The 19,259-nt window shown below is 53.1% G+C and carries 22 protein-coding genes and 1 other RNA gene; 12 read left to right on the top strand and 11 right to left on the bottom strand.

The genetic code is table 11. The annotated features are described in order from the left end of the window. The first annotated feature begins 58 nt into the window (after positions 1-58). From C9I92_RS18155 to mscS, 3 genes are all read left to right on the top strand, one after another. Positions 59-1,222, top strand: coding sequence for a phosphoglycerate kinase (locus C9I92_RS18155; protein ID WP_047886825.1), 1,164 nt, complete (start codon positions 59-61; stop codon positions 1,220-1,222). A gap of 137 nt (positions 1,223-1,359) precedes the next feature. After that, complete coding sequence (gene fbaA, locus C9I92_RS18150) at positions 1,360-2,436, top strand: class II fructose-bisphosphate aldolase (protein ID WP_047886826.1); 1,077 nt, start codon at positions 1,360-1,362, stop codon at positions 2,434-2,436. Positions 2,437-2,728: 292 nt separating this feature from the next. Continuing rightward, positions 2,729-3,613, top strand: coding sequence for a small-conductance mechanosensitive channel MscS (gene mscS, locus C9I92_RS18145; RefSeq protein ID WP_047886827.1), 885 nt, complete (start codon positions 2,729-2,731; stop codon positions 3,611-3,613). 86 nt (positions 3,614-3,699) lie between these two features. On the opposite strand, the gene C9I92_RS18140 is transcribed toward mscS, so the two are convergent. After that, entirely contained in the window at positions 3,700-4,224 is a 525-nt protein-coding gene (locus C9I92_RS18140; RefSeq protein ID WP_047886828.1) for a YbaK/EbsC family protein, read from the bottom strand. Positions 4,225-4,229: 5 nt separating this feature from the next. Beyond that, on the bottom strand, positions 4,230-4,862 hold the full coding sequence (locus tag C9I92_RS18135; protein WP_047886829.1) for a LysE/ArgO family amino acid transporter: 633 nt from the start codon (positions 4,860-4,862) through the stop codon (positions 4,230-4,232). Positions 4,863-5,144: 282 nt separating this feature from the next. On the opposite strand from C9I92_RS18135, the gene C9I92_RS18130 reads away from it, so the two are divergent. Then, positions 5,145-6,041 carry a LysR family transcriptional regulator ArgP gene (locus tag C9I92_RS18130; RefSeq protein WP_047886903.1) on the top strand — a complete coding sequence of 299 codons (897 nt, stop codon included), beginning with the start codon at positions 5,145-5,147 and terminating at the stop codon, positions 6,039-6,041. A 125-nt stretch (positions 6,042-6,166) separates the two neighbouring features. Next, positions 6,167-6,868: an oxidative stress defense protein gene (locus C9I92_RS18125; protein WP_047886830.1), complete on the top strand. Its 702-nt coding sequence runs from the start codon at positions 6,167-6,169 to the stop codon at positions 6,866-6,868. A gap of 189 nt (positions 6,869-7,057) precedes the next feature. On the opposite strand, the gene serA is transcribed toward C9I92_RS18125, so the two are convergent. The 5 genes from serA to zapA all read right to left on the bottom strand — a co-directional run bounded on the left by serA (position 7,058) and on the right by zapA (position 10,600). Beyond that, positions 7,058-8,287 (bottom strand): phosphoglycerate dehydrogenase, encoded by a 1,230-nt coding sequence (gene serA / locus C9I92_RS18120; RefSeq protein ID WP_047886831.1) that lies wholly within the window; start codon positions 8,285-8,287, stop codon positions 7,058-7,060. A gap of 252 nt (positions 8,288-8,539) precedes the next feature. Continuing rightward, on the bottom strand, positions 8,540-9,199 hold the full coding sequence (gene rpiA, locus C9I92_RS18115) for a ribose-5-phosphate isomerase RpiA (RefSeq protein WP_047886832.1): 660 nt from the start codon (positions 9,197-9,199) through the stop codon (positions 8,540-8,542). A 226-nt stretch (positions 9,200-9,425) separates the two neighbouring features. Further along, positions 9,426-10,028 (bottom strand): 5-formyltetrahydrofolate cyclo-ligase, encoded by a 603-nt coding sequence (locus tag C9I92_RS18110; protein ID WP_047886833.1) that lies wholly within the window; start codon positions 10,026-10,028, stop codon positions 9,426-9,428. 79 nt (positions 10,029-10,107) lie between these two features. Further along, positions 10,108-10,290: non-coding RNA, 6S RNA (gene ssrS, locus C9I92_RS18105), on the bottom strand. A gap of 7 nt (positions 10,291-10,297) precedes the next feature. Continuing rightward, a complete protein-coding gene (gene zapA / locus C9I92_RS18100) occupies positions 10,298-10,600 on the bottom strand; it encodes a cell division protein ZapA (RefSeq protein ID WP_047886904.1) in 303 nt (100 codons plus the stop codon). A gap of 261 nt (positions 10,601-10,861) precedes the next feature. On the opposite strand from zapA, the gene C9I92_RS18095 reads away from it, so the two are divergent. The 4 genes from C9I92_RS18095 (at position 10,862) to gcvH (ending at position 14,631) form a co-directional block, all read left to right on the top strand. Beyond that, on the top strand, positions 10,862-11,524 hold the full coding sequence (locus C9I92_RS18095; protein WP_047886834.1) for a UPF0149 family protein: 663 nt from the start codon (positions 10,862-10,864) through the stop codon (positions 11,522-11,524). Positions 11,525-11,554: 30 nt separating this feature from the next. Then, positions 11,555-12,742 (top strand): 2-octaprenyl-6-methoxyphenyl hydroxylase, encoded by a 1,188-nt coding sequence (gene ubiH, locus C9I92_RS18090; protein WP_084712668.1) that lies wholly within the window; start codon positions 11,555-11,557, stop codon positions 12,740-12,742. Positions 12,743-12,744: 2 nt separating this feature from the next. Continuing rightward, a complete protein-coding gene (locus tag C9I92_RS18085; protein ID WP_207103473.1) occupies positions 12,745-13,953 on the top strand; it encodes an FAD-dependent 2-octaprenylphenol hydroxylase in 1,209 nt (402 codons plus the stop codon). Positions 13,954-14,235: 282 nt separating this feature from the next. Further along, on the top strand, positions 14,236-14,631 hold the full coding sequence (gcvH, locus tag C9I92_RS18080) for a glycine cleavage system protein GcvH (protein ID WP_047886835.1): 396 nt from the start codon (positions 14,236-14,238) through the stop codon (positions 14,629-14,631). Positions 14,632-14,736: 105 nt separating this feature from the next. On the opposite strand, the gene C9I92_RS18075 is transcribed toward gcvH, so the two are convergent. Then, positions 14,737-14,946: a DUF1107 domain-containing protein gene (locus C9I92_RS18075; RefSeq protein ID WP_047886836.1), complete on the bottom strand. Its 210-nt coding sequence runs from the start codon at positions 14,944-14,946 to the stop codon at positions 14,737-14,739. A 462-nt stretch (positions 14,947-15,408) separates the two neighbouring features. On the opposite strand from C9I92_RS18075, the gene C9I92_RS18070 reads away from it, so the two are divergent. From C9I92_RS18070 to nqrM, 3 genes are read left to right on the top strand one after another with little or no spacing between them, the layout of a single operon-like run. Beyond that, entirely contained in the window at positions 15,409-15,702 is a 294-nt protein-coding gene (locus tag C9I92_RS18070; RefSeq protein WP_047886837.1) for a DUF134 domain-containing protein, read from the top strand. A gap of 3 nt (positions 15,703-15,705) precedes the next feature. After that, positions 15,706-16,176 (top strand): NifB/NifX family molybdenum-iron cluster-binding protein, encoded by a 471-nt coding sequence (locus C9I92_RS18065; protein ID WP_047886838.1) that lies wholly within the window; start codon positions 15,706-15,708, stop codon positions 16,174-16,176. Further along, positions 16,173-16,391, top strand: coding sequence for a (Na+)-NQR maturation NqrM (nqrM, locus tag C9I92_RS18060; RefSeq protein WP_047886839.1), 219 nt, complete (start codon positions 16,173-16,175; stop codon positions 16,389-16,391). Before C9I92_RS18065 ends, nqrM begins: the two co-directional genes overlap by 4 nt. A gap of 123 nt (positions 16,392-16,514) precedes the next feature. Here nqrM and C9I92_RS18055 read toward each other — a convergent pair whose 3' ends face one another. Genes C9I92_RS18055 through ygfZ form a run of 3 tightly spaced genes read right to left on the bottom strand, consistent with a single transcriptional unit; the run spans position 16,515 to position 18,907 of the window. Continuing rightward, complete coding sequence (locus C9I92_RS18055) at positions 16,515-17,453, bottom strand: LysR family transcriptional regulator (protein ID WP_047886840.1); 939 nt, start codon at positions 17,451-17,453, stop codon at positions 16,515-16,517. An 11-nt stretch (positions 17,454-17,464) separates the two neighbouring features. After that, positions 17,465-17,926, bottom strand: a complete 462-nt coding sequence (locus C9I92_RS18050) for an aminoacyl-tRNA deacylase (protein ID WP_047886841.1) — start codon at positions 17,924-17,926, stop codon at positions 17,465-17,467. Between the two features lie 3 nt (positions 17,927-17,929). Continuing rightward, entirely contained in the window at positions 17,930-18,907 is a 978-nt protein-coding gene (gene ygfZ / locus C9I92_RS18045) for a tRNA-modifying protein YgfZ (protein ID WP_047886907.1), read from the bottom strand. Positions 18,908-19,259: the final 352 nt, after the last annotated feature.

The following is a 19,259-nucleotide window of genomic DNA, read 5'->3' as shown; positions in this document are numbered from 1 at the left end:
TGACGCCGGGCCGACAAAAACTTTGACTTTAAATTAATCACTGTTGAGAGGACAAACCATGTCTGTAATCAAGATGACTGATCTGGACCTTGCAGGTAAACGCGTATTCATTCGTGCGGACCTGAACGTGCCAGTAAAAGACGGTAAAGTAACTTCAGATGCGCGTATCCTGGCATCTCTGCCAACGATCAAGCACTGCCTGGAAGCGGGTGCCAAAGTAATGGTTACTTCTCACCTGGGTCGTCCGACTGAAGGCGAATACGCTGACGAGTTCTCTCTACAACCAGTAGTGAACTACCTGAACGACGCTCTGGATTGCGAAGTGAAGCTGGTAAAAGACTACCTGGACGGCGTGGAACTGAATGCTGGTGAACTGGTTGTTCTGGAAAACGTTCGCTTTAACAAAGGCGAAAAGAAAAACGAAGAAGAACTGTCTAAGAAATATGCGGCACTGTGTGACGTATTCGTGATGGATGCATTCGGTACAGCTCACCGCGCACAAGCCTCTACTCACGGTGTAGGTATGCACGCACCGGTTGCTTGTGCGGGTCCTCTGCTGGCTAACGAACTGGAAGCGCTGGGTAAAGCGATGGACAAACCGGCTCGTCCGATGGTCGCTATCGTTGGTGGTTCTAAAGTTTCGACTAAACTGACAGTACTTGAGTCACTGTCTAAAATTGCTGACCAACTGGTTGTGGGTGGCGGTATCGCTAACACCTTTATTGCGGCGGCTGGCTACAATGTAGGTAAGTCTCTGTACGAAGCTGATCTGGTTGATACAGCGAAGAAACTGATGGATGAGTGTGCAATTCCGGTTGCTACTGACGTGGCATGTGCAAAAGCCTTCGACGAGAATGCGGAAGCAGAAATCAAACACGTTTCTGAAGTACAAGACGACGACATGATCTTCGACCTGGGCCCTGAATCAACAGAAGCGCTGGCGAAAATCCTGAAAGACGCGAAAACTATCCTGTGGAATGGTCCGGTTGGCGTTTTCGAGTTCAAGAATTTCGAAGCGGGTACGAAAGGCATCTCTGAAGCGATTGCCGCGTCTGACGGTTTCTCTGTTGCAGGTGGCGGTGATACGCTGGCTGCCATCGACAAATTCGGCATCAAAGCTGACGTATCTTACATCTCTACTGGTGGTGGTGCGTTCCTTGAGTTCGTTGAAGGCAAAAAACTACCAGCAGTTGCTATGCTGGAAGAGCGTGCTAAAGCTTAATCAAACAGGGCGGGAGCGTATGGCTCCCGCGCTTTAATTGTTTGTTAACAAGGTGCCGTTTTTGTAGAATACGGCGGTAGCAAACGATTGCAAAGATTTCCATTTATACAGACAACAAGGCAAATAGGACTATTGTTATGTCTAAGATCTTCGATTTCGTAAAACCTGGTGTGATTTCTGGCGACGACGTACAGAAAGTATTTGAAGTTGCAAAAGAAAACCAGTTTGCACTTCCAGCGGTAAACGTAGTTAACACTGACTCTATCAACGCTGTACTGGAAGCGGCTGCGAACGTTAAAGCTCCAGTTATCGTTCAGTTCTCTAACGGCGGTGCTGCATTCTTCGCTGGTAAAGGTCTGAAACTAGAAGGTCAGGAAGCACAAATCAAAGGTGCGGTTGCTGGCGCGAAATACGTACACGCTATCGCTGAATCTTACGGTGTGCCTGTTATTCTGCACACTGACCACGCAGCGAAGAAACTGCTGCCATGGATCGACGGTCTGCTGGATGCGGGTGAAGAGTACTTCGCTCAAACTGGTAAGCCTCTGTTCTCTTCTCACATGATCGACCTGTCTGAAGAGTCTCTGGAAGAAAACATCGAAATCTGTGCGAAGTACCTTGAGCGCATGGCGAAGATGAACATGACTCTGGAAATCGAACTGGGTTGTACTGGTGGTGAAGAAGACGGCGTAGACAACTCTGACATGGATCAGTCTGAGCTGTACACTTCTCCAGAAGACGTTGCTTACGCTTACGAAAAACTGAGCGCAATCAGCCACCGTTTCACTATCGCAGCATCTTTCGGTAACGTACACGGCGTATACAAACCAGGTAACGTTGTTCTGACTCCGACCATCCTGCGTGACTCTCAAGCTTACTGCTCTGAGAAATTCGGTCTGCCAACTAACACGCTGAACTTCGTATTCCACGGTGGTTCAGGCTCTACACTGGAAGAAATTCGTGAGTCTATCTCTTACGGTGTAATCAAAATGAACATCGATACTGATACTCAGTGGGCAACTTGGGACGGCGTTCGTAAATACGAAGCGGATAACCACGATTACCTGCAAGGTCAAATCGGTAACCCAACAGGTGAAGACGCGCCGAACAAGAAATACTACGACCCACGCGTATGGCTGCGTGCTGGTCAGGCTTCTATGGTTAAGCGTCTGGAGCAAGCGTTCTCTGACCTGAACGCGATCGACGTACTGTAATCTGTCGTTCTTTCTCCAAAGATTTAAAAAGCCCGCAATCGCGGGCTTTTTTATATCGTCAAAAAAATGACGTGATCTATGTCATATTTTTGTTGGTCTTTTTTGCACCCGCAGGTATTATCGCGGCACGGCGATACTTGGGAATGACTAACCAATTCAATGAAATCACTGTTATAGTGGTAGTTGCATAAGTCATTTATCTGAGTACTGCACGATAATAATTATGCTCCCGGACGATGTGGTATCGCAACGGGAACCACGTAGATAACCTATTTAGCAGAGTAAGATACGTATGAGTGAAAGTGTCGCAAATAGTGTCGTAGAGACGATTACGGATAACGATTTAACTAATGGTGTGCTGAATGCTGGTACATGGATTTCTGATAACCAGGATTTGCTGATTCAGTATGGGGTTAACCTTTTATCTGCCCTGCTGATCCTGTTTATCGGTAACATTATTACTAAAACTATCGCCAATGGCGTAGCGCGCATGCTGCGTAAAAAGCAGATGGACGATGCAGTGGTGGAGTTCCTGCATTCACTGGTTCGTTACCTGCTGTTTGTGATCGTACTGATTGCCGCTCTTGGCCGTGTTGGCGTTCAAACGGCGTCTGTGGTTGCTGTTATCGGTGCCGCGGGTCTGGCCGTTGGTCTGGCCCTGCAAGGTTCTCTGTCTAACTTTGCGGCTGGTGTGCTGATTGTTGCTTTCCGCCCGTTCAAATCTGGTGACTACGTAGAAGTCGGCGGTGTGGCTGGTTCGGTAGAATCCATTCAGGTGTTCTCTACGGTTCTGAAAACGCCAGACAACAAGATGGTTGTGGTTCCTAACGCATCGGTGATCGGTGGCCCAATCACAAACTACTCACGTCATGAGACCCGCCGTATCGACTACGTGATCGGTGTGTCGTACAAGTCTGATCTGAAGAAAACCAAAGCGGTTCTGGAGCGAGTGGTTGCTGCTGAAGCGCGCGTTCTGAAAGACCCAGCGCCAACCATCGGTGTGGTAGCACTGGCTGACTCTTCCGTTAACTTCGTGGTACGTCCATGGGTGAAAACGTCTGATTACTGGGGCGTGTACTTCGACCTTTTGCAAGCGATCAAAGAAGAGCTGGACAAAGAAGGTATCGAGATCCCATTCCCACAAATGGATGTTCACCTGAACAAGATCGAAAAGTAATCACCGAGTTGGTATTACTGACTGATTCAAAAAAGAAAATGGAGCCGATTGGCTCCATTTTTTATGGCGGGTGCTGTGCGGCTGAGTTATGCGCTGTGCACCTCAGGCAGCGGGATCACTGTGTTCGGCAGGGCCGCCAGCAGCGTATCAAGGTCCGCACTGGCAAAGGCGAAAGTAAACTCCGGTTTGCCCGGGGTATACATCAGCTCAGGGTGCTGATACAGCACCGGGTCGACCAGCAGGGTAATCTCTTCGGGCAAGCCGAACGGGCAGACCGCACCTGGCACACAACCTATCGCGGCAGCCATTTCATCATGGGTGCACACGGATACCCGTTTCCCCAGCGCTTGTTTGACTAGCTTACTGTCCAAGCGGCTGTCTTTATGTGTCAGGAGCAGGCTGTGGCCGCCTCCCTTCATTTTCATAAACAGACTTTTGGTGGGTGCCGCTGTCCAGCCCAGCTCATCGGCCAGTCTGGCATCTGTCTCATAATCCAGTACCGGTTCGTGTTCCCATGCCTGATAAGCAATCCCAGTCTGGCGGAACAGCGCCAGGTTACTCTGGTAAATTGTGTCTACGTTTTTCCCTAAAGCTAAAATTTCCTGCTGCATAAAGACTACCCCAATGTTTTTGTCCAGAGTTCCTGGCTGAGATGGAATGCAATGAAGAACATCATACCGGCAACGGCCAGATCGATTCCGCGCTTGACCTTTGGTTGGGACAGCGTGGGCCCGAGCTTGGCAGCGCCGATGGAAAGGGTATAGAACCAGACGAAAGATGCCATGATCGTACCCAGGGCAAACGCGATTCTGTCATGTCCTTCAAACTGACCGCCAATCGACCCGAGAATCACCACGGTATCCAGGTACATGTGCGGGTTCAGCACTGTCACAGCCAGGGCGCCGAGAATAACGGCACGTCGACCACGCGCCAGTACCTGCGTCGAGGCTTCCTCGGCGGATGCTGAACGCAGCGCGCTGCTGAGTGACAAAGCGCCGTAAAAAGTCAGAAACAGAATACCGCCAATGGTGACACAGGTCAGCAGGGTTTTATTGCTGGACAGCAGGGCACCGCCGCCGAAAATGCCCAGGCTGATGAACAGGGTATCAAGCAGACTGCAGATCGTCGCCGTGGTCAGATGATGGTTACGCTTGATTCCCTGATTCAGAACAAACGCGTTTTGCGCACCAATCGGGATGATCATCGAAGCGCCCAGTCCAAATCCTTGCAGTAAAACCCAGATACTCATTGTTTTGCGATTCCTGTCATTATTACAAACACCGAGTGGGCTTTGCCCACGTGATGGCGTGGTGAAAAAGATGGAGGCAGCATACAATCGCCATATAGTCTGGGTACAACTAATAATATTTATTGATTATTAGAGTTTCTAATAATAGTGGGGCGGTGTGCTGAGCTTGAGAGTGTCAGCCTGTAGGTCTGCCGCCAAGGCTGGACCGCAATGGAGAAACTCAGCATCGCAGAAGACACTGCGTTGAAGTCGACCACCCAGCCGGAACGACAGGAGAAAGGAATGCGGGGACTGGATTATCGCTGGATTGAAGCACTGGATGCGGTGATTTCCCAGCGTGGGTTTGAACGGGCCGCTGAGCATTTGTGTATCACCCAGTCAGCGGTCTCGCAACGGGTGAAACAGCTGGAAAAACTGATGGCTCAACCAATGCTGGCGCGGGGACAGCCCCCAAGAGCCACTCCGGCCGGTCAGAAAATGCTGGGCTTATACCGCCGGGTTCGTTTGCTGGAGCAGGAATTACTGCCGGTGTTGGCGACCGATGCCGACGATCAGCCGATGTCGGTTGCCATTGCCACGAATGCAGACAGTCTGGCAACCTGGCTGCTACCGGCACTGAGCCCTCTACTGAAGTCGCGTCGCATTGAGCTGAATTTGCTGGTGGAAGATGAGGCCCGAACGCTGGATAAGCTACGCAGCGGTGAGGTGGTCGGGGCGCTCAGTATGGAAAGCCGCCCGCTGCCGGGATGCGTCGCTGAGTACCTGAGACGGGTTGACTATCTGTGTGTGGCCAGCCCTGAATTTGCCGCCCGGTATTTTGCTGCCGGGGTAAGTCGTGACAGCCTGCTGGCGGCTCCCGGCGTGACCTTTGACCAGCATGATGATATGCATGAGCAGTTCGTCCATCAGCATTTTAACCTGCCGCCGGGCAGTGTGATGAAGCATACCGTCCGTTCGTCGGAGGCCTTTGTGCGGCTGGCGCTGGAAGGGATTGCGTTCTGCCTGATCCCCCGAGTGCAGATAGAGCAGGAGCTGGCGCAGGGGGTGTTGGTAAACCTGACCCCCGAGATAATGCTCAGTCGACGGATGTACTGGCATCACTGGGCGCTGGAGAGTGGGGTACTGGCCGAGCTGACCCGGCAGCTGACGGAGTATGCCCGGCGTATACTGCCGCAATAGTGGCTGTGCAGGATGATCGTTAATGATAAATAAAACAATGTACAAAAAATTTCACTAGAATGGGAATTTTTTGTGGTGACGAGTTGTCGAAAGGATATATTTCGTAAAACGAACAGGAAATCACGATGAAAAAACCACTAGTTGCTGCAATGCTGGGTATGAGTTTGATGGGGCTGAGCGGCGTGGCATCTGCCAACGTTTCGGTTCCTCACCTACAAACCACCGGTCACGGTGAAGTGACGGCACAGCCGGATATGGCCGTTTTTTCTGTCGCGGTGGAAGAGCTGCGTCCGACAGCTAAAGCAGCCAAAGAGGCCGCAGATAAAGCGGTAACCGCATTTGTGGATCGCCTGCTGAAAGAAGGTCTGGATCGCAGCCAGATCCAGAGCGCCAATATTAATCTGCAGCCGCAGTACCATTATCCGAAAGACCAAGAGCCAGAACTGAAAGGCTACCGTGCCAGCCGTTACATCACGGTCACCGTGAACTCACTGGATAAGCTGAATACCTATCTCGACAATGCGTTGGGCGACGGCATCAATCGCATCAATAATATCGAGCTGAAAGTCAGCAATGAAAAAGAGTATCAAGATCAGGCGCGTCAGGCTGCGGTAAAAGATGCGATGGAAAAAGCCAAGTCTCTGGCTGATGGATTTGGCGAGAAGCTGGATGGCGTTTGGCAGATTAACTACCAGACCAGCTACCCGCGTCCAGTGATGATGCGCATGGCGATGGATGCTCCGGCAATGGAAAAATCCATGGGCTATCAGGACACTCAGATCGTGATCCGCGATCAGGTGGATGTCACCTTTAAGCTTCAGGATTAATTACGTTGCTGACATGCCGCTAAAGCGGGGCTGAAATGCAAAACACGGAGTGATGGCTGACGGACTCTGCGTCGTCAGGTAACAGAATCAAAAAGCGAGAGGCTGGCCTCTCGCTTTTTTGTTTCAATCGCTTGTCGGACGGGGCTGGTTGTCGCGTTTATCCCCGTCACGCAACTCAGTCTCAGTGACTTAGTGCAGGATACGGGCGCGGATTGTGCCGTCGATCGCTTTCAGTTTCGTTAAGGCTTCTTCTGCGCGCTCGGTTTCGACATCAATTACCACGTAGCCGATTTCCGGCCCGGTTTGCAGGTACTGCGCGGCAATGTTGATGCCGTCTGAAGCAAAGATCGTCGTGATCTGGTTCAGGATACCCGGACGGTTTTCGTGAATGTGCAGCAGGCGCGAGCAGTTGCGGTGTTCAGGCAGCGATACTTCCGGGAAGCCAACGGCCGACAGGGTCGAACCATTGTCTGAGTATTTCGCCATCTTACCGGCAACTTCGATACCGATATTGGCTTGGGCTTCCTGAGTGGAACCGCCGATGTGCGGCGTCAGCAGTACGTTGTCAAATTTGCTCAGTGGCGTTTCGAACGGATCGTTGTTGGTCTTCGGCTCTACCGGGAAGACGTCGATCGCCGCACCAGCCAGGTGGCTGCTTTCCAGCGCAGAGCACAGCGCGTCGATGTCGACAACGGTGCCGCGAGCAGCATTGATAAAGATTGAGCCCGGCTTCATCAGTGCAAATTCTTCCGGCCCCATCATATTTTGAGTATCGTGCGTTTCCGGCACATGCAGGCTGATCACGTCACACATGTTCAGCAGTTCAGTACGGGACGCCACCTGTGTTGCATTACCCAGCGACAGCTTGTTTTCGATGTCGTAGTAGTACACGTGCATACCCAGATTCTCCGCCAGAATACCCAGCTGTGTACCGATGTGGCCGTAGCCGATAATACCCAGGCGCTTACCACGTGCTTCGTAAGAGTTATCCGCTGATTTCAGCCACTCACCACGGTGAGCTTTGGCATTTTTCTCCGGCACGCCGCGTAGCAGTAGCAAAATTTCACCCAGTACCAGTTCCGCGACACTACGGGTATTAGAGAACGGTGCGTTAAAGACCGGAATACCGCGCTTAGTCGCTGCATCCAGATCTACTTGGTTGGTTCCGATACAGAAACAGCCTACCGCGGTCAGTTTCTTCGCCGCTTCGAAAACTTCGTCAGTCAGCTGAGTGCGGGATCGGATCCCGATAAAGTGAACGTCTTCAATGGCAGTCAGCAGTTCCTCTCCGGAGAGGGAGCCTTTGTGGTACTCGATGTTGGTGTAGCCAGCCTGCTGCAACACTTCGATTGCTGAAGGGTGGATGCCTTCGAGCAGCAGAATTTTTATCTTTTCTTTATCCAGTGAAACTTTTGCCATTGATACTCATCCTTAACAACACTTGGGGCGAAGGGAGGGGCTCATGGGAGCGAGGCAGAGGCAGGAAAAGGAAGGAACAGATTTCCTGTATGCGGGCCATCCATGAGCGCCACAAATTACAATTGCTTACATGCAGGCTTTTACGTTACCAAAAAATGCGCAGGAAGGGTAAGAATATTACAGGATTGATAAGAAAAAACGGCATATATTATGCCGTTTTGAAACTCAATAACGAGATGAAAGCCAAATCGCTTATTTTTCGAAAGTTTTCACGCCTTCCGGAGAACCAACCAGCAGGACATCAGCGCCGCGGTGTGCAAACAGACCGACCGTAACGACACCCGGCAGGGCGTTAATTTGGTCTTCCAGCGTTTTCGGGTCAGTGATCTGCATGTTGTGCACATCCAGAATGATGTTGCCGTTGTCGGTAACACAACCTTCACGGTATACCGGATCGCCGCCCAGCTTTACCAGCTCACGGCCAATGAAAGAACGGGCCATTGGAATCACTTCAACCGGCAGCGGGAACTGGCCCAGCACATCGACCTGCTTAGTGTCATCGACAATACAGATGAACTTCTTGGCAATCGCGGCAACAATTTTTTCACGGGTCAGAGCGGCACCGCCACCTTTGATCATGTCGAACTCGCCGTTGATTTCATCTGCGCCGTCAACATATACGTCCAGGCTGGACACTTCGTTGGCATCGAAGACAGGAATCCCGATTTTTTCCAAACGCTCTGTCGAAGCGACGGAGCTGGATACTGCGCCCTGAATTTCTTCTTTACGGGTCGCTAACGCATCGATGAAGTGATTAACTGTCGAACCGGTGCCGACACCCACGATACTGCCTTTTTTGACATATTCCAGAGCAGCCCAGCCGGCAGCTTTTTTCATTTCATCTTGTGTCATGCTTTTCTCCTAATGATGACAAACGTTGCGCGGAGCGACGATTATAGCCAAATGATGGCCTGCCGTCAGTCCTTATCTCCCAAGCGATATGCTGTGTTATTCGCCGAAAAAAGATAATTCTTTTAATAACATAGATTTAAATTTTGACCAGGGGCCGTCTGTCCCACAATGAGGAGCCAATCGTTTGCCTGGCGCGGCGTGAGCGGACAGTGATAGTTGCCAGGTACTACCAATGAAAATGGTAAGACGGGGTGATGATCTCCGGCAACGGCACGTCCCAGGCCTCAACGGGCAGGGTGTCGACCTGCTGGCAGTCGTGGGCAAGGCCTATCGGGCGGGGCCCTTGGCGCTCTTGGTGCCAGCGGTTTAAGGTGCGGTCGTAGTAGCCGCCGCCCATGCCCAGACGCTGGCCGGTGTTGTCAAACGCGACCAGCGGGGTTGCAATCACATCCAGTTCGGTAATCGGCTTCACCAGGCGAATATCCAGCATCGGCTCTCGGATCTGGTAGCGGTTCGCGGTCATTCGGGTGTCCGGGGTGTAGTGCAAAAACAGCAGATTGCCTTTGCTGAAGGGGTGCAGGACCGGCAGGTAGACCGATTTTCCCTGATGCCAGAGCCAGTCAATGACCGGTTGGGTATCGAGTTCGCCGTCGTTGGCCAGATAGAGGGCAATGTGCTGCGCGTGGAGCAGGGTGGCAGACTGCTGACAATGCTCAAGTAAATCTTGTGCGGCTAGTTGCTGCTGGTCGGGAGTAAGTGCCCGGCGATGCTGGCGAATAATCTGGCGAATGTGCTGACGGGTAGCATCCGGGTGAATTGCTGATCGCATAGGTCATCCATTGACGTTGTTGGAGAGCGATCGTTAAGAGTGACAGAAAGTGACTCGCGACGCTCGTCACAATATGTGGAGGTACCCCAAGGTGCCGTTGCGAATTGTGGCCCTTGAACCAGATGTTCAAGGTGGATCAGCAACATTAACCGTAGGCTTCTCGGTACATGCCGAGCATGCTCAATAGCTAATAAAAGCAGATCCTGGTTTTTTGCTTATCGGCTCGGGGACGTTAATCCGCTGACGTACACCCCAGGGTCAATTCATTATCAACGCTCAGGCTGATATTGCAATGCTTTCTCCAACAAATCTTCCATCTCGTTGATTCTGTTGGTTAGTTTTTCTTCATTGCGCTGTTGTTCATGGCGTTCGTTATGCAGTTCGTTACAGACATTCAGGCCGGTAAACATCAGCAGCTGCTCAAGATTGCTGATTTTCGTTCGCTCAGACAGATCATGCAGGCGCTGATCAAAGTCGGCGGCCGAAGCACGCAGCGCATCTTCTTGCCCGGAAGGACAATTAACTTTAAAGACACGACCATAAACCTTAATTTCTACTGCCTGGTTACTCATAACCTTTTCATCTGCTCCGTGCCAGTCATAAACATGGCATTCCGCTTGCGATACACGTGTGGGCTCAATATAGAAAAAGCCCGAGAAACATGCAAGTTGGCGCATCACGCTTTGTCCTGAAAGGTGATTAACTAATCAGATCTTAACCAGATTGGGGCAATCCTGTCCCAGAGGCGGGAAATGCCGAGTGACTGCGCTTTCGTATAAGTGGTAGCATACCACAATTAAGATTGACACCCATGACATGAAGGCGAACAACGCATGAGCGAAGTAAAATTGCCCACCTATGAATCCCTTGAGCCAATGCTGAAAGAGCATGGGCTGACCGCCACCCCGGCCGAACTTCACGGTCTGCTGAGTGGGATGATCTGCGGCGGTCTCGAGCTGGACGGCGAACAATGGCTGGCTCCGGTGTGCGATTATGCCAATCAGGGCGAACCGCTGACCGATGGCGCGAAAACGCTGGTGCGTGCGGTGTACGATGCTGCGGCTCATGAACTGAGTGGCTTACTCAATACTCTGTTTACCTCAACAGGCGCAGAGCTGAACGAGGTCGAACTCACTGTGTCGCTGTTGCTGCCGGAGCAGGATGGTGATCTGATGCTGCGTGCCGAAGCCCTGAGTGAGTGGGTGACGAATTTTATTTCCGGCCTGGGATTGATGGGACTAGATAAGAAAGCCTTATCGGAAGATGTGACCGAAGCAATTGAAGCGCTGGAAGAAATTGCCAAGCTCGGGATTGATGATACGGAAGATATGGACGAGCAGGCGATGCTGTTCGATAACATTGCGGCATATGTGCCGGAGTGTGTGATGGTGTGCCTGATTGGCCTCAGCCAGCGCCGCGATGCGAGCAGTGATGAGCCGGTGAATGGCGACCTGGCTGATGATGCCGCATCAGCGCAAAAACCGACCTTGCACTGAGGGGCGGGGCAGTAACATAAGGGACAGGATGTGAAGCAGTACGATGTCGTCATTGCGGGCGGTGCGATGGCCGGGGCAACCCTGGCCATTGCGCTGCACAAGCTGACCGCCGGTCAGCTCCGTGTCGCGGTGGTTGAAGCCGTGGCGCCAAATCTGGTGGATCACCCGGGTTATGATGCCCGAAGTATCGCCCTTTCGCTGGGGTCAGCGAACCTCCTTGAAAAGATCGGCTGCTGGGACACGCTGGCACCGGTGGCCACCCCGATCGACCATATTCATGTTTCGGATCGCGGCCATGCCGGACTGGTTCGGATCGATCGGCGGGATATCGCCGTGGATGCGCTGGGCTATGTGATTGAACTGGCTGATGCCGGGCGGGTGTTTCACCATCAGCTGGCTGACCTGACAAACGTGGACTTGCTTTGCCCAGCCATGATCACCGGCATTACCCGTCATCAGGATGCAGTGGATCTGGTGCTTGATAATGGCGACAGCCTGCAGGCCAAACTGCTGGTGGCGGCGGATGGCGCGTTGTCCGGTTGTTGCGAGATGCTCAATATCGGTCGCAGCGAGTATGATTTTGACCAGATTGCGGTGATTGCCAACATCACCACTGCCGAACCGCATCAGGGGCGGGCGTTTGAGCGCTTCACCCCACAAGGACCATTGGCCCTGCTGCCGATGACCGAAGGACGCAGTTCACTAGTGTGGTGTATCCGCCCGGAAGCCCGTGACGAAGTGATGGGCTGGGATGACGAGACTTTTCTGGCACAGCTGCAACAGGCCTTTGGCTGGCGTTTGGGCGAGCTGGTGAAAACCGGTCGCCGCAGTGCCTATCCGTTGCTGCTTCGCCAGTCTGAGCGCCTGACATCACACCGGGTGGCCGTGGTGGGCAATGCCGCGCAAACCTTGCACCCTATCGCGGGACAGGGTTTTAACCTCGGCCTGCGTGATGTCATGAGCCTGGCCGAAGAAATCGCAACGGGTGTGGCTGCCGGTGAGGATGCCGGGAGCGCAGCCGTTCTCAGCCGTTATCGTCAGCGCCGGGAGGCAGATCGTGATGCCACGGTGGCGATGACCACAGGGCTGGTCGGGCTGTTTGCCAATGATAGTTTTCCTCTTGTGGCCGGTCGCAATGTCGGCCTGATGGCCATGGGAGCGATGGATGTAGTGAAAGGCCCGCTGGTTCGCCGGGCAATGGGACAGGTAGAAAGATAACCATGATGCAGAGTGTGGATGTTGCCATTATCGGCGGCGGAATGGTCGGGCTGACGCTGGCGGCGGCCCTGGCTGAGACAGAATTACGAGTCGCTGTCATTGAAGGGCATCAGCCTGAACCGGAACTGTCGGCCCTGCCGGACGTGCGGGTCTCTGCGCTCAGTCGGGCGAGTGAGCGAATTCTGCGTCGTCTGGGAGCCTGGGAAGGCATCGCCGGACGCCGGATGGCGGCATATGACAAAATGCAGGTCTGGGAGCAGGACAGCTTTGCCCGTATCTCGTTTGACGCTGCCCGTCTGGCACAGCCTAACCTGGGACACATCGTGGAGAACCGGGTGATTCAGCTCGCTTTGCTGGAGCGGGTGAAACAATTACCTATGGTCAGTCTGATGATGCCGGAGCGTTGTCAAAGCATCGCGTTTGGGGAAACCGAAGCATGGCTGACGCTGGCTTCGGGCAAACACCTGACGGCCAAACTGGTGGTTGGGGCTGACGGCGCTAATTCCTGGCTGCGCCAGCAACTGGATATTCCTCTGACTCACTGGGATTACGGACACAGTGCCATTGTGGCCAATATACGCTGTGAAGAACCGCATCAGCAGACCGCGCGACAGATTTTCCGCCCGCAAGGCCCGCTGGCCTTCCTGCCGCTGTCAGACAGCCATCTGTGCTCGATTGTCTGGTCAGTTGCCCCGGAAGAGGCAGAGCGCTTGTGTACACTGTCTGACGAAGCATTCAATCGGGAGCTGACTTCGGCGTTTGACGGCCAGTTGGGGCTGTGCCGGGTTGAAGGCGAACGTCAGGCATTTCCGCTTAAAATGCGCTATGCCCGGGACTTTGTTCGTGATCGAGTGGCACTGGTCGGCGATGCCGCGCACACCATTCATCCACTGGCGGGGCAGGGCGTCAACCTTGGCCTGCTGGATGCGGCCAGTCTGGCCCAAGAGCTGAAACAGCTTTGGTTGGCGGATCAGGACATCGGCAAAAAGGCCAAGTTACGTCCGTATGAACGTTGGCGTAAGGCCGAAGCTGCGAAAATGATCACTGCGATGCAGGGCTTCCGCGACCTGTTTGACGGCAGCCATCCGGCCAAGAAACTGGTGCGTGATTTGGGCATGTTGCTGGCTGACAAAGCCCCGGGGCTGAAAGACGAATTCATGCGCCGGGCGCTGGGTTTATCCGGCGAGTTGCCGGAGCTGGCCAGGTATTAATCCCTCGCGGTCTCTCCTGAGATCACAAACGCCGTGAAAAAACCGCTCAGAGAGCGGTTTTTTATTGGGTTGTTTCTGTATAAAAAACCACCCGTTTTTTGTATTCCTTTTTCGGATTTTTCTCCTACAGTAAATATCAGGAAAAAATTGAGTCTATGTCACTTATTGCAGGATCTTTTTGACCGGGCACTCCTGACTCCAGGCTCATAACCTGAAATTAACGATGCTGCACGGTGCGACCGGAAGGCGACGCTTTGCAGGCTTTCATAAGGAAGTTTCGTCATGAGCTATATTCCGTCTGAACTGAAGTTTACCAATACCCATGAGTGGGTCCGCCCGGAAGGGGACGGTATTTATACCGTAGGGATCACCGATCACGCGCAGTCGCTGCTGGGTGATATGGTGTTTGTTGAGCTGCCGGAAGTGGATGCGGCGACCGAAGCCGGGGAAGACTGCGCTGTGGCAGAATCGGTGAAGGCGGCGTCGGATATCTACGCCCCGCTGACCGGCTTTGTGGTGGCGATCAATGAAGAATTAGAGGGGGCGCCTGAGCTGGTCAATAATGATCCGTACGGGGATGGCTGGCTGTTTCAGATTAAAGTGGATGACGAGAGCGAATTTGAGGATCTACTGGACTCTGACAGTTACATGGATCTGGTGGCCGACGAAGACGATTAAGCCGGTTGTCAGTATTGCTCTCCGTGGCCAGACTGTCTGGCGTTGTCATTAAAGCCCACCGGTTGCACCGAAGGTGGGCTTGTTTTGCCTACGGGAACGGCTTTGTTATCGTTGATTATTTTCCCGCATCCGCCGGATTTCACCGTTAATTTCGTTAACGGTGTCGTAGTGACGTTGCTGTGCTTTGACCGGCACCAGCAACTGGCCGTTGTCAAATTCATACCCGCCCCGGCCGTCAATGTAGATCCTTCCACTGAATAAACGACTGACGTGCTTTGCAATCATTTTAGGCACGTAGCGTTTGAACATTCGCATAATTAGCCAACCTTTCCTTATGTTTTTGACGGCCTGAAGTATAAAACAACATGCATGACGCTTTTGTGATAGCTTCAGCATAATAACAAAGTTAAATAGATCTTCATTTTGAAAATCTGTTGCATATATGGTCAGTATTGGAGTTTTATTCTGTTTATTATCAATGGTAATTAAGTTTTCTGACAGTGGGTTGGCGGTTCCTGGTTTGCATTTCTTATAAATATTTCTGCTTTATTAGTAAGTTATCGTGAAATTTGGAAAAAGAGATGGGTATTGAGTTTATGCGCAGCAGTATCAGGCGATTACAGGATTGATAGAATTCCTATCAGATTTTTATACCGGACAGAAGAAAATGCTGAAAATGTAAAAAGGTCTGATCTCTCAACCGGTTTCCTGCGCCAGATCAAAGCCGGTTATTGGCATATGCCAATAATAATGGCGTTGATTAATGACGGAGTGCCAATGCCCAGACCTTTGAAACCCCGCCGGATAGGTTGTCGTCCGGCTTACCAGTGCTTTAAACCCAATGGCGTCCCGATGTCGGCGCTGGCCTGTTTGCCGCTGGCGGCTGATGAACTGGAAGCGCTCAAGTTAGTGGACTTGCAGGGACTGCAACAGCAGGCTGCTGCCACTGAAATGGGCATTTCCCGGCAGACCTTGGGGAACATTCTGGCCAGAGCGCGCCACAAAGTGGCCCAAGCGCTGGTACAAGGAATGGCATTAGAGCTGACTCCGTCTCATTGTGAAAAGGAATAAGCCATGTCAGTAGCAATAGCATTAACCGCTCATTCAGATGTTGCCGGTCACTTCGGTAAAGCCGCCGTTTTTGTCATTGTCGATGAGCAGAACCGGGAAGTCGCACGGCTGGAGAATCCGCAAGGGCGAGCCATGGGCTGCCGCTATAAAAAGCAGCTTCAGCAGGCTTTACTGGCGCAGGGGGTGACGACGCTGATTTTAGGCAATGTGGGACAACGCTCGCTGGCGAGGTTGCTGCAGGCCGGATTGACCATGATCCGCGTACCGGCCCGCTCGTCGCTTGCGGCTGTGCTCAATGGTGAGGTGCCAAAAGAGACGCTGACTGAGTCGTCTCAGGGGCGTCCCTGCAAGCGGGAAAAAGGCAGTTGTGGCTGCGGTTGTGGTAAACCCAAAGGCGCAGTAACCGCTAAAATTGGTATGACAAGAGCGGCAACCATGACAGGACTGACGCGTCTGGGAGGTGTGAAGTTATGACCTATCTGCTGACTGTACTGATTTTTTTGGTGGTGATTGGGGCGATGGCAATTGGCTGGATCGTGAAGAAAAAAACGATTCAGGGGAGCTGTGGCGGCTTGGCCAACGTCGGCATCGAGAAAGAGTGCGATTGTGACTCGCCCTGCGACGAGCATAAGCTGTATCAGATTCAGGAGCCAGGCGCCGCGACAAGCCGTAGCCCAGACCGGGGTTGAGCCTTGATTGTTAAGCGTTGATTGTTAAGCGTTGATTGTTAAACGTTGAAGCCAATCTGGCTTAACGTTTTTACAGCGAAGAGAAAAGCAATAAGGATCTGGCCACTACGCCTCGTAATTGAGTCAGTCTGGTTGTCTGAGCTCTGTGACCCGCGCTGTGATGGTCTGACGCACACACTGACGCAGCCAGGCGAGGCGCGGATGGCTGGCATTGCGCTTCAGCCATACCATATTGATGTCAAAATCGGGAATGGTGACCGGTGGCGGGCACTGGCTGAGGCTGTCATTGAACATATCAAGCCGGGCCATCAGGGTCGAGACGACACACAGCAGGTTGCGGCCGGTCAACAGGTGGCGGATCGTCAGAAAGTTACTTGAGCCAACGGCAATGTGGCGCTGAAAACCTTGCTGCTGCAGTTGCTGGTCAACCTGGCTGGCCAACTGCCCATCCGGAGACACCAGCGCCTGCGGGGTCTGGATATAACGCGCCAGATCAATCGGAACTGACAACCCGGTCGCCTTGGCATCAAACAGGCACACATGATCTTCGGTATAGAGATACTGTGAGTCAAACTCTCGGGGCAGGTTGGTCATCGAGCCGATCAGCACATCGATGCCGTGGGTTTCGGCCGCTTGCTGATAATTGTTGCGATCGACGTGATAAAAGCTGAGTTGGCTGCGGGGGGCCGCCTGCTGAATGGCATCAAACAGGGCCGGTGCAAACAGCAGTTCGGCGTAATCGGTCAGGCCAATTTTGAACAGCCCGGTGTAGTGCTCGGGATCAAACGCCCCCGGCTGGAGTATTTCTGTCGTGATCAACTGCAGGATCAGATCGACCACGGGAGCCAGCTCCAGCGCTTTGGCCGTGGCGATCATCTGGTGGCCGTTTCGTTCAAACAGCGGGTCATCGAGCAGAGTGCGCAGCCGTGACAGGTTGTGGCTCATGGCCGACTGGCCAATCGACAGCTTGTTCGCGGCCTTAGTGACACTGCGGGTTTCCATCAACGCTGAGAATGCGATCAGCAGGTTGAGGTCGACACCGCGCCAGTTAATATTGCTCATGCCCGGCACTCCTAGCGGCAGATATCCGCAAACAGGGGATCGCAGAGCAGGAGCAGATCTTCGGTATCGAGTTCGATCCCGGCCATCCGGTCACCACTGCTGATATTGACCCGTTGCAGGCGGGTGATACTGTGATCAAAAATCACTGGCAGCGTTTGTTTCAACCCAATGGGGGCAACTGTCCCGATCACCAGTCCCGTGACTTTTTCGACATCCCTCGCATCAGCACAGGTCATCCGGCGGCAGCCGAACATGGCCCGGACTTTTGTCGGGTCGACCTGAGCCAGCCCCGGAACACAGGCCAGCACATGAAAGCCGCTCATATCCCTGAGCAGGATAGACTTAACCATATGGCGGGGATCAACCCCGCGCTCGCGGGCGGCTTCCTCAATGGTTTTGGCCGGCTGCTGGTGGGGCAGCAGCCGGTATGCCACCCCTTCGTGATCCAGAAAAATGGTGACGGGGGTTTGCATAACTTACGCGTTTTCTTCCAGTGAGTAAGGCAGTGGCAGTTTATGCCAGATGCCCTCTTGTTCCGCCAAACGGAACTGCGTGTCTTCTTCCAGATCGTTTGGCAGGCCAACCAGGGCAATCGCGGTACCGTCATTGAACAGGTAACCCGCGATAATTGTGCCGCCTTTACGCCAGTTCTCACCCACACTGCGCTCCAGCGCATCGCCTGCCTGCGGACAGCGTGCCGCCGGGCCACTGACGATGTACATCGCACGTTTGTTGATGCCGCGGTATTTGGCGCGTGCCACGGTTTCCTGGCCGGTGTAACAGCCTTTCTTAAAGCTGATGCCGTCCAGCGCCTGCAGGTTCACTGCCTGCGGGATAAACTCCAGTTCTGTGGCGCCGTCAACCCGAGGGATCGCGGCACGAATGTCGTACAGATCCCACAGCGTATCATCACTCAGGATTGCGTCGCTGAGCTGCTCCGCAAGGGTCTGTGCCTGAGCTGGTTCCACGGCCAGTAACCAACGCTGGTCATCAACTTTGACGGCGGTACCGCCAGGGATTGGGCGCACATCACCGCTACCGCCAAACAGGCTGTCGATGCGGGCCGTTGCGTCGCTACCGGTCAGGCCGAGCAGCACATCATTACTTTCGGCAATGTCTACTTTCGAAAATACCGCGTACTTTTTCAATTCCGGCAGTTGCGTGGCCATGACGCTACGGCGCTGAACAAAGCCATAACCATCATGATGATGGAACAGACGGAAAATGGTGCGCATTTTGCCTTTGGCATCACAATGGCCGCCCAGCGTAGACTGATCCGCAGCCAGAGAGACCACATCGCAGGTAACTTGACCGTGCAGGTAAGATTTCTTGTCGTCGCCGACCAAAGTCACCAGAGCCCAGCTGGCCAGATCAACCAGTGCCAGGGCCGGCAGAGGATCGGCTGGGGCCAATGAAAGCGTGTCAAAATGTAAGGTTTCAGACCAGGTGCTCATAGGATATCCGTGATTTGCTGCACCGACGAAAACAGCCTGAAATGCGGCTTCGGCGGTGGGTGAAATTGACAAGTATAGGTGACCCCAACTGCCTGCCCGTAAGATCTTCAGACGGCCCGGGCTGGCACAGATCATTTCTGGCTATGTTAAAGACCTTATTGGCATTTGTCAGCATCAATACCTGAGGTTATTGGTCGGAATTGGTTTACTGGCTGGATGAAATGCCGGGAATGCTGCCGGAAAATTGATCCTAGCTCTCAACTTGGCGGTTTGCTTGCGCTGGCGCATAGTCGGCGGCGGGGCTGGCTGCTAGTATTGGGTGCATTGTTAACGACCGGCCAGGCGGGGGCCA

The sequence above is a fragment of the Photobacterium ganghwense genome (genome assembly GCF_003025595.1).
Classification (GTDB): Bacteria; Pseudomonadota; Gammaproteobacteria; order Enterobacterales; family Vibrionaceae; genus Photobacterium; species Photobacterium ganghwense.
This window is presented reverse-complemented; position numbering and strand designations above follow the sequence as displayed.

What these genes read in the sequence shown, in the direction of transcription:
- C9I92_RS18155 (WP_047886825.1), top strand. Translation starts at nt 59, where the DNA reads ATGTCTGTAATCAAGATGACTGATCTGGACCTTGCAGGTAAACGCGTA.
- fbaA (WP_047886826.1), top strand. Translation starts at nt 1,360, where the DNA reads ATGTCTAAGATCTTCGATTTCGTAAAACCTGGTGTGATTTCTGGCGAC.
- mscS (WP_047886827.1), top strand. Translation starts at nt 2,729, where the DNA reads ATGAGTGAAAGTGTCGCAAATAGTGTCGTAGAGACGATTACGGATAAC.
- C9I92_RS18140 (WP_047886828.1), bottom strand. Translation starts at nt 4,224, where the DNA reads ATGCAGCAGGAAATTTTAGCTTTAGGGAAAAACGTAGACACAATTTAC.
- C9I92_RS18135 (WP_047886829.1), bottom strand. Translation starts at nt 4,862, where the DNA reads ATGAGTATCTGGGTTTTACTGCAAGGATTTGGACTGGGCGCTTCGATG.
- C9I92_RS18130 (WP_047886903.1), top strand. Translation starts at nt 5,145, where the DNA reads ATGCGGGGACTGGATTATCGCTGGATTGAAGCACTGGATGCGGTGATT.
- C9I92_RS18125 (WP_047886830.1), top strand. Translation starts at nt 6,167, where the DNA reads ATGAAAAAACCACTAGTTGCTGCAATGCTGGGTATGAGTTTGATGGGG.
- serA (WP_047886831.1), bottom strand. Translation starts at nt 8,287, where the DNA reads ATGGCAAAAGTTTCACTGGATAAAGAAAAGATAAAAATTCTGCTGCTC.
- rpiA (WP_047886832.1), bottom strand. Translation starts at nt 9,199, where the DNA reads ATGACACAAGATGAAATGAAAAAAGCTGCCGGCTGGGCTGCTCTGGAA.
- C9I92_RS18110 (WP_047886833.1), bottom strand. Translation starts at nt 10,028, where the DNA reads ATGCGATCAGCAATTCACCCGGATGCTACCCGTCAGCACATTCGCCAG.
- zapA (WP_047886904.1), bottom strand. Translation starts at nt 10,600, where the DNA reads ATGAGTAACCAGGCAGTAGAAATTAAGGTTTATGGTCGTGTCTTTAAA.
- C9I92_RS18095 (WP_047886834.1), top strand. Translation starts at nt 10,862, where the DNA reads ATGAGCGAAGTAAAATTGCCCACCTATGAATCCCTTGAGCCAATGCTG.
- C9I92_RS18085 (WP_207103473.1), top strand. Translation starts at nt 12,745, where the DNA reads ATGATGCAGAGTGTGGATGTTGCCATTATCGGCGGCGGAATGGTCGGG.
- gcvH (WP_047886835.1), top strand. Translation starts at nt 14,236, where the DNA reads ATGAGCTATATTCCGTCTGAACTGAAGTTTACCAATACCCATGAGTGG.
- C9I92_RS18075 (WP_047886836.1), bottom strand. Translation starts at nt 14,946, where the DNA reads ATGCGAATGTTCAAACGCTACGTGCCTAAAATGATTGCAAAGCACGTC.
- C9I92_RS18070 (WP_047886837.1), top strand. Translation starts at nt 15,409, where the DNA reads ATGCCCAGACCTTTGAAACCCCGCCGGATAGGTTGTCGTCCGGCTTAC.
- C9I92_RS18065 (WP_047886838.1), top strand. Translation starts at nt 15,706, where the DNA reads ATGTCAGTAGCAATAGCATTAACCGCTCATTCAGATGTTGCCGGTCAC.
- nqrM (WP_047886839.1), top strand. Translation starts at nt 16,173, where the DNA reads ATGACCTATCTGCTGACTGTACTGATTTTTTTGGTGGTGATTGGGGCG.
- C9I92_RS18055 (WP_047886840.1), bottom strand. Translation starts at nt 17,453, where the DNA reads ATGAGCAATATTAACTGGCGCGGTGTCGACCTCAACCTGCTGATCGCA.
- C9I92_RS18050 (WP_047886841.1), bottom strand. Translation starts at nt 17,926, where the DNA reads ATGCAAACCCCCGTCACCATTTTTCTGGATCACGAAGGGGTGGCATAC.
- ygfZ (WP_047886907.1), bottom strand. Translation starts at nt 18,907, where the DNA reads ATGAGCACCTGGTCTGAAACCTTACATTTTGACACGCTTTCATTGGCC.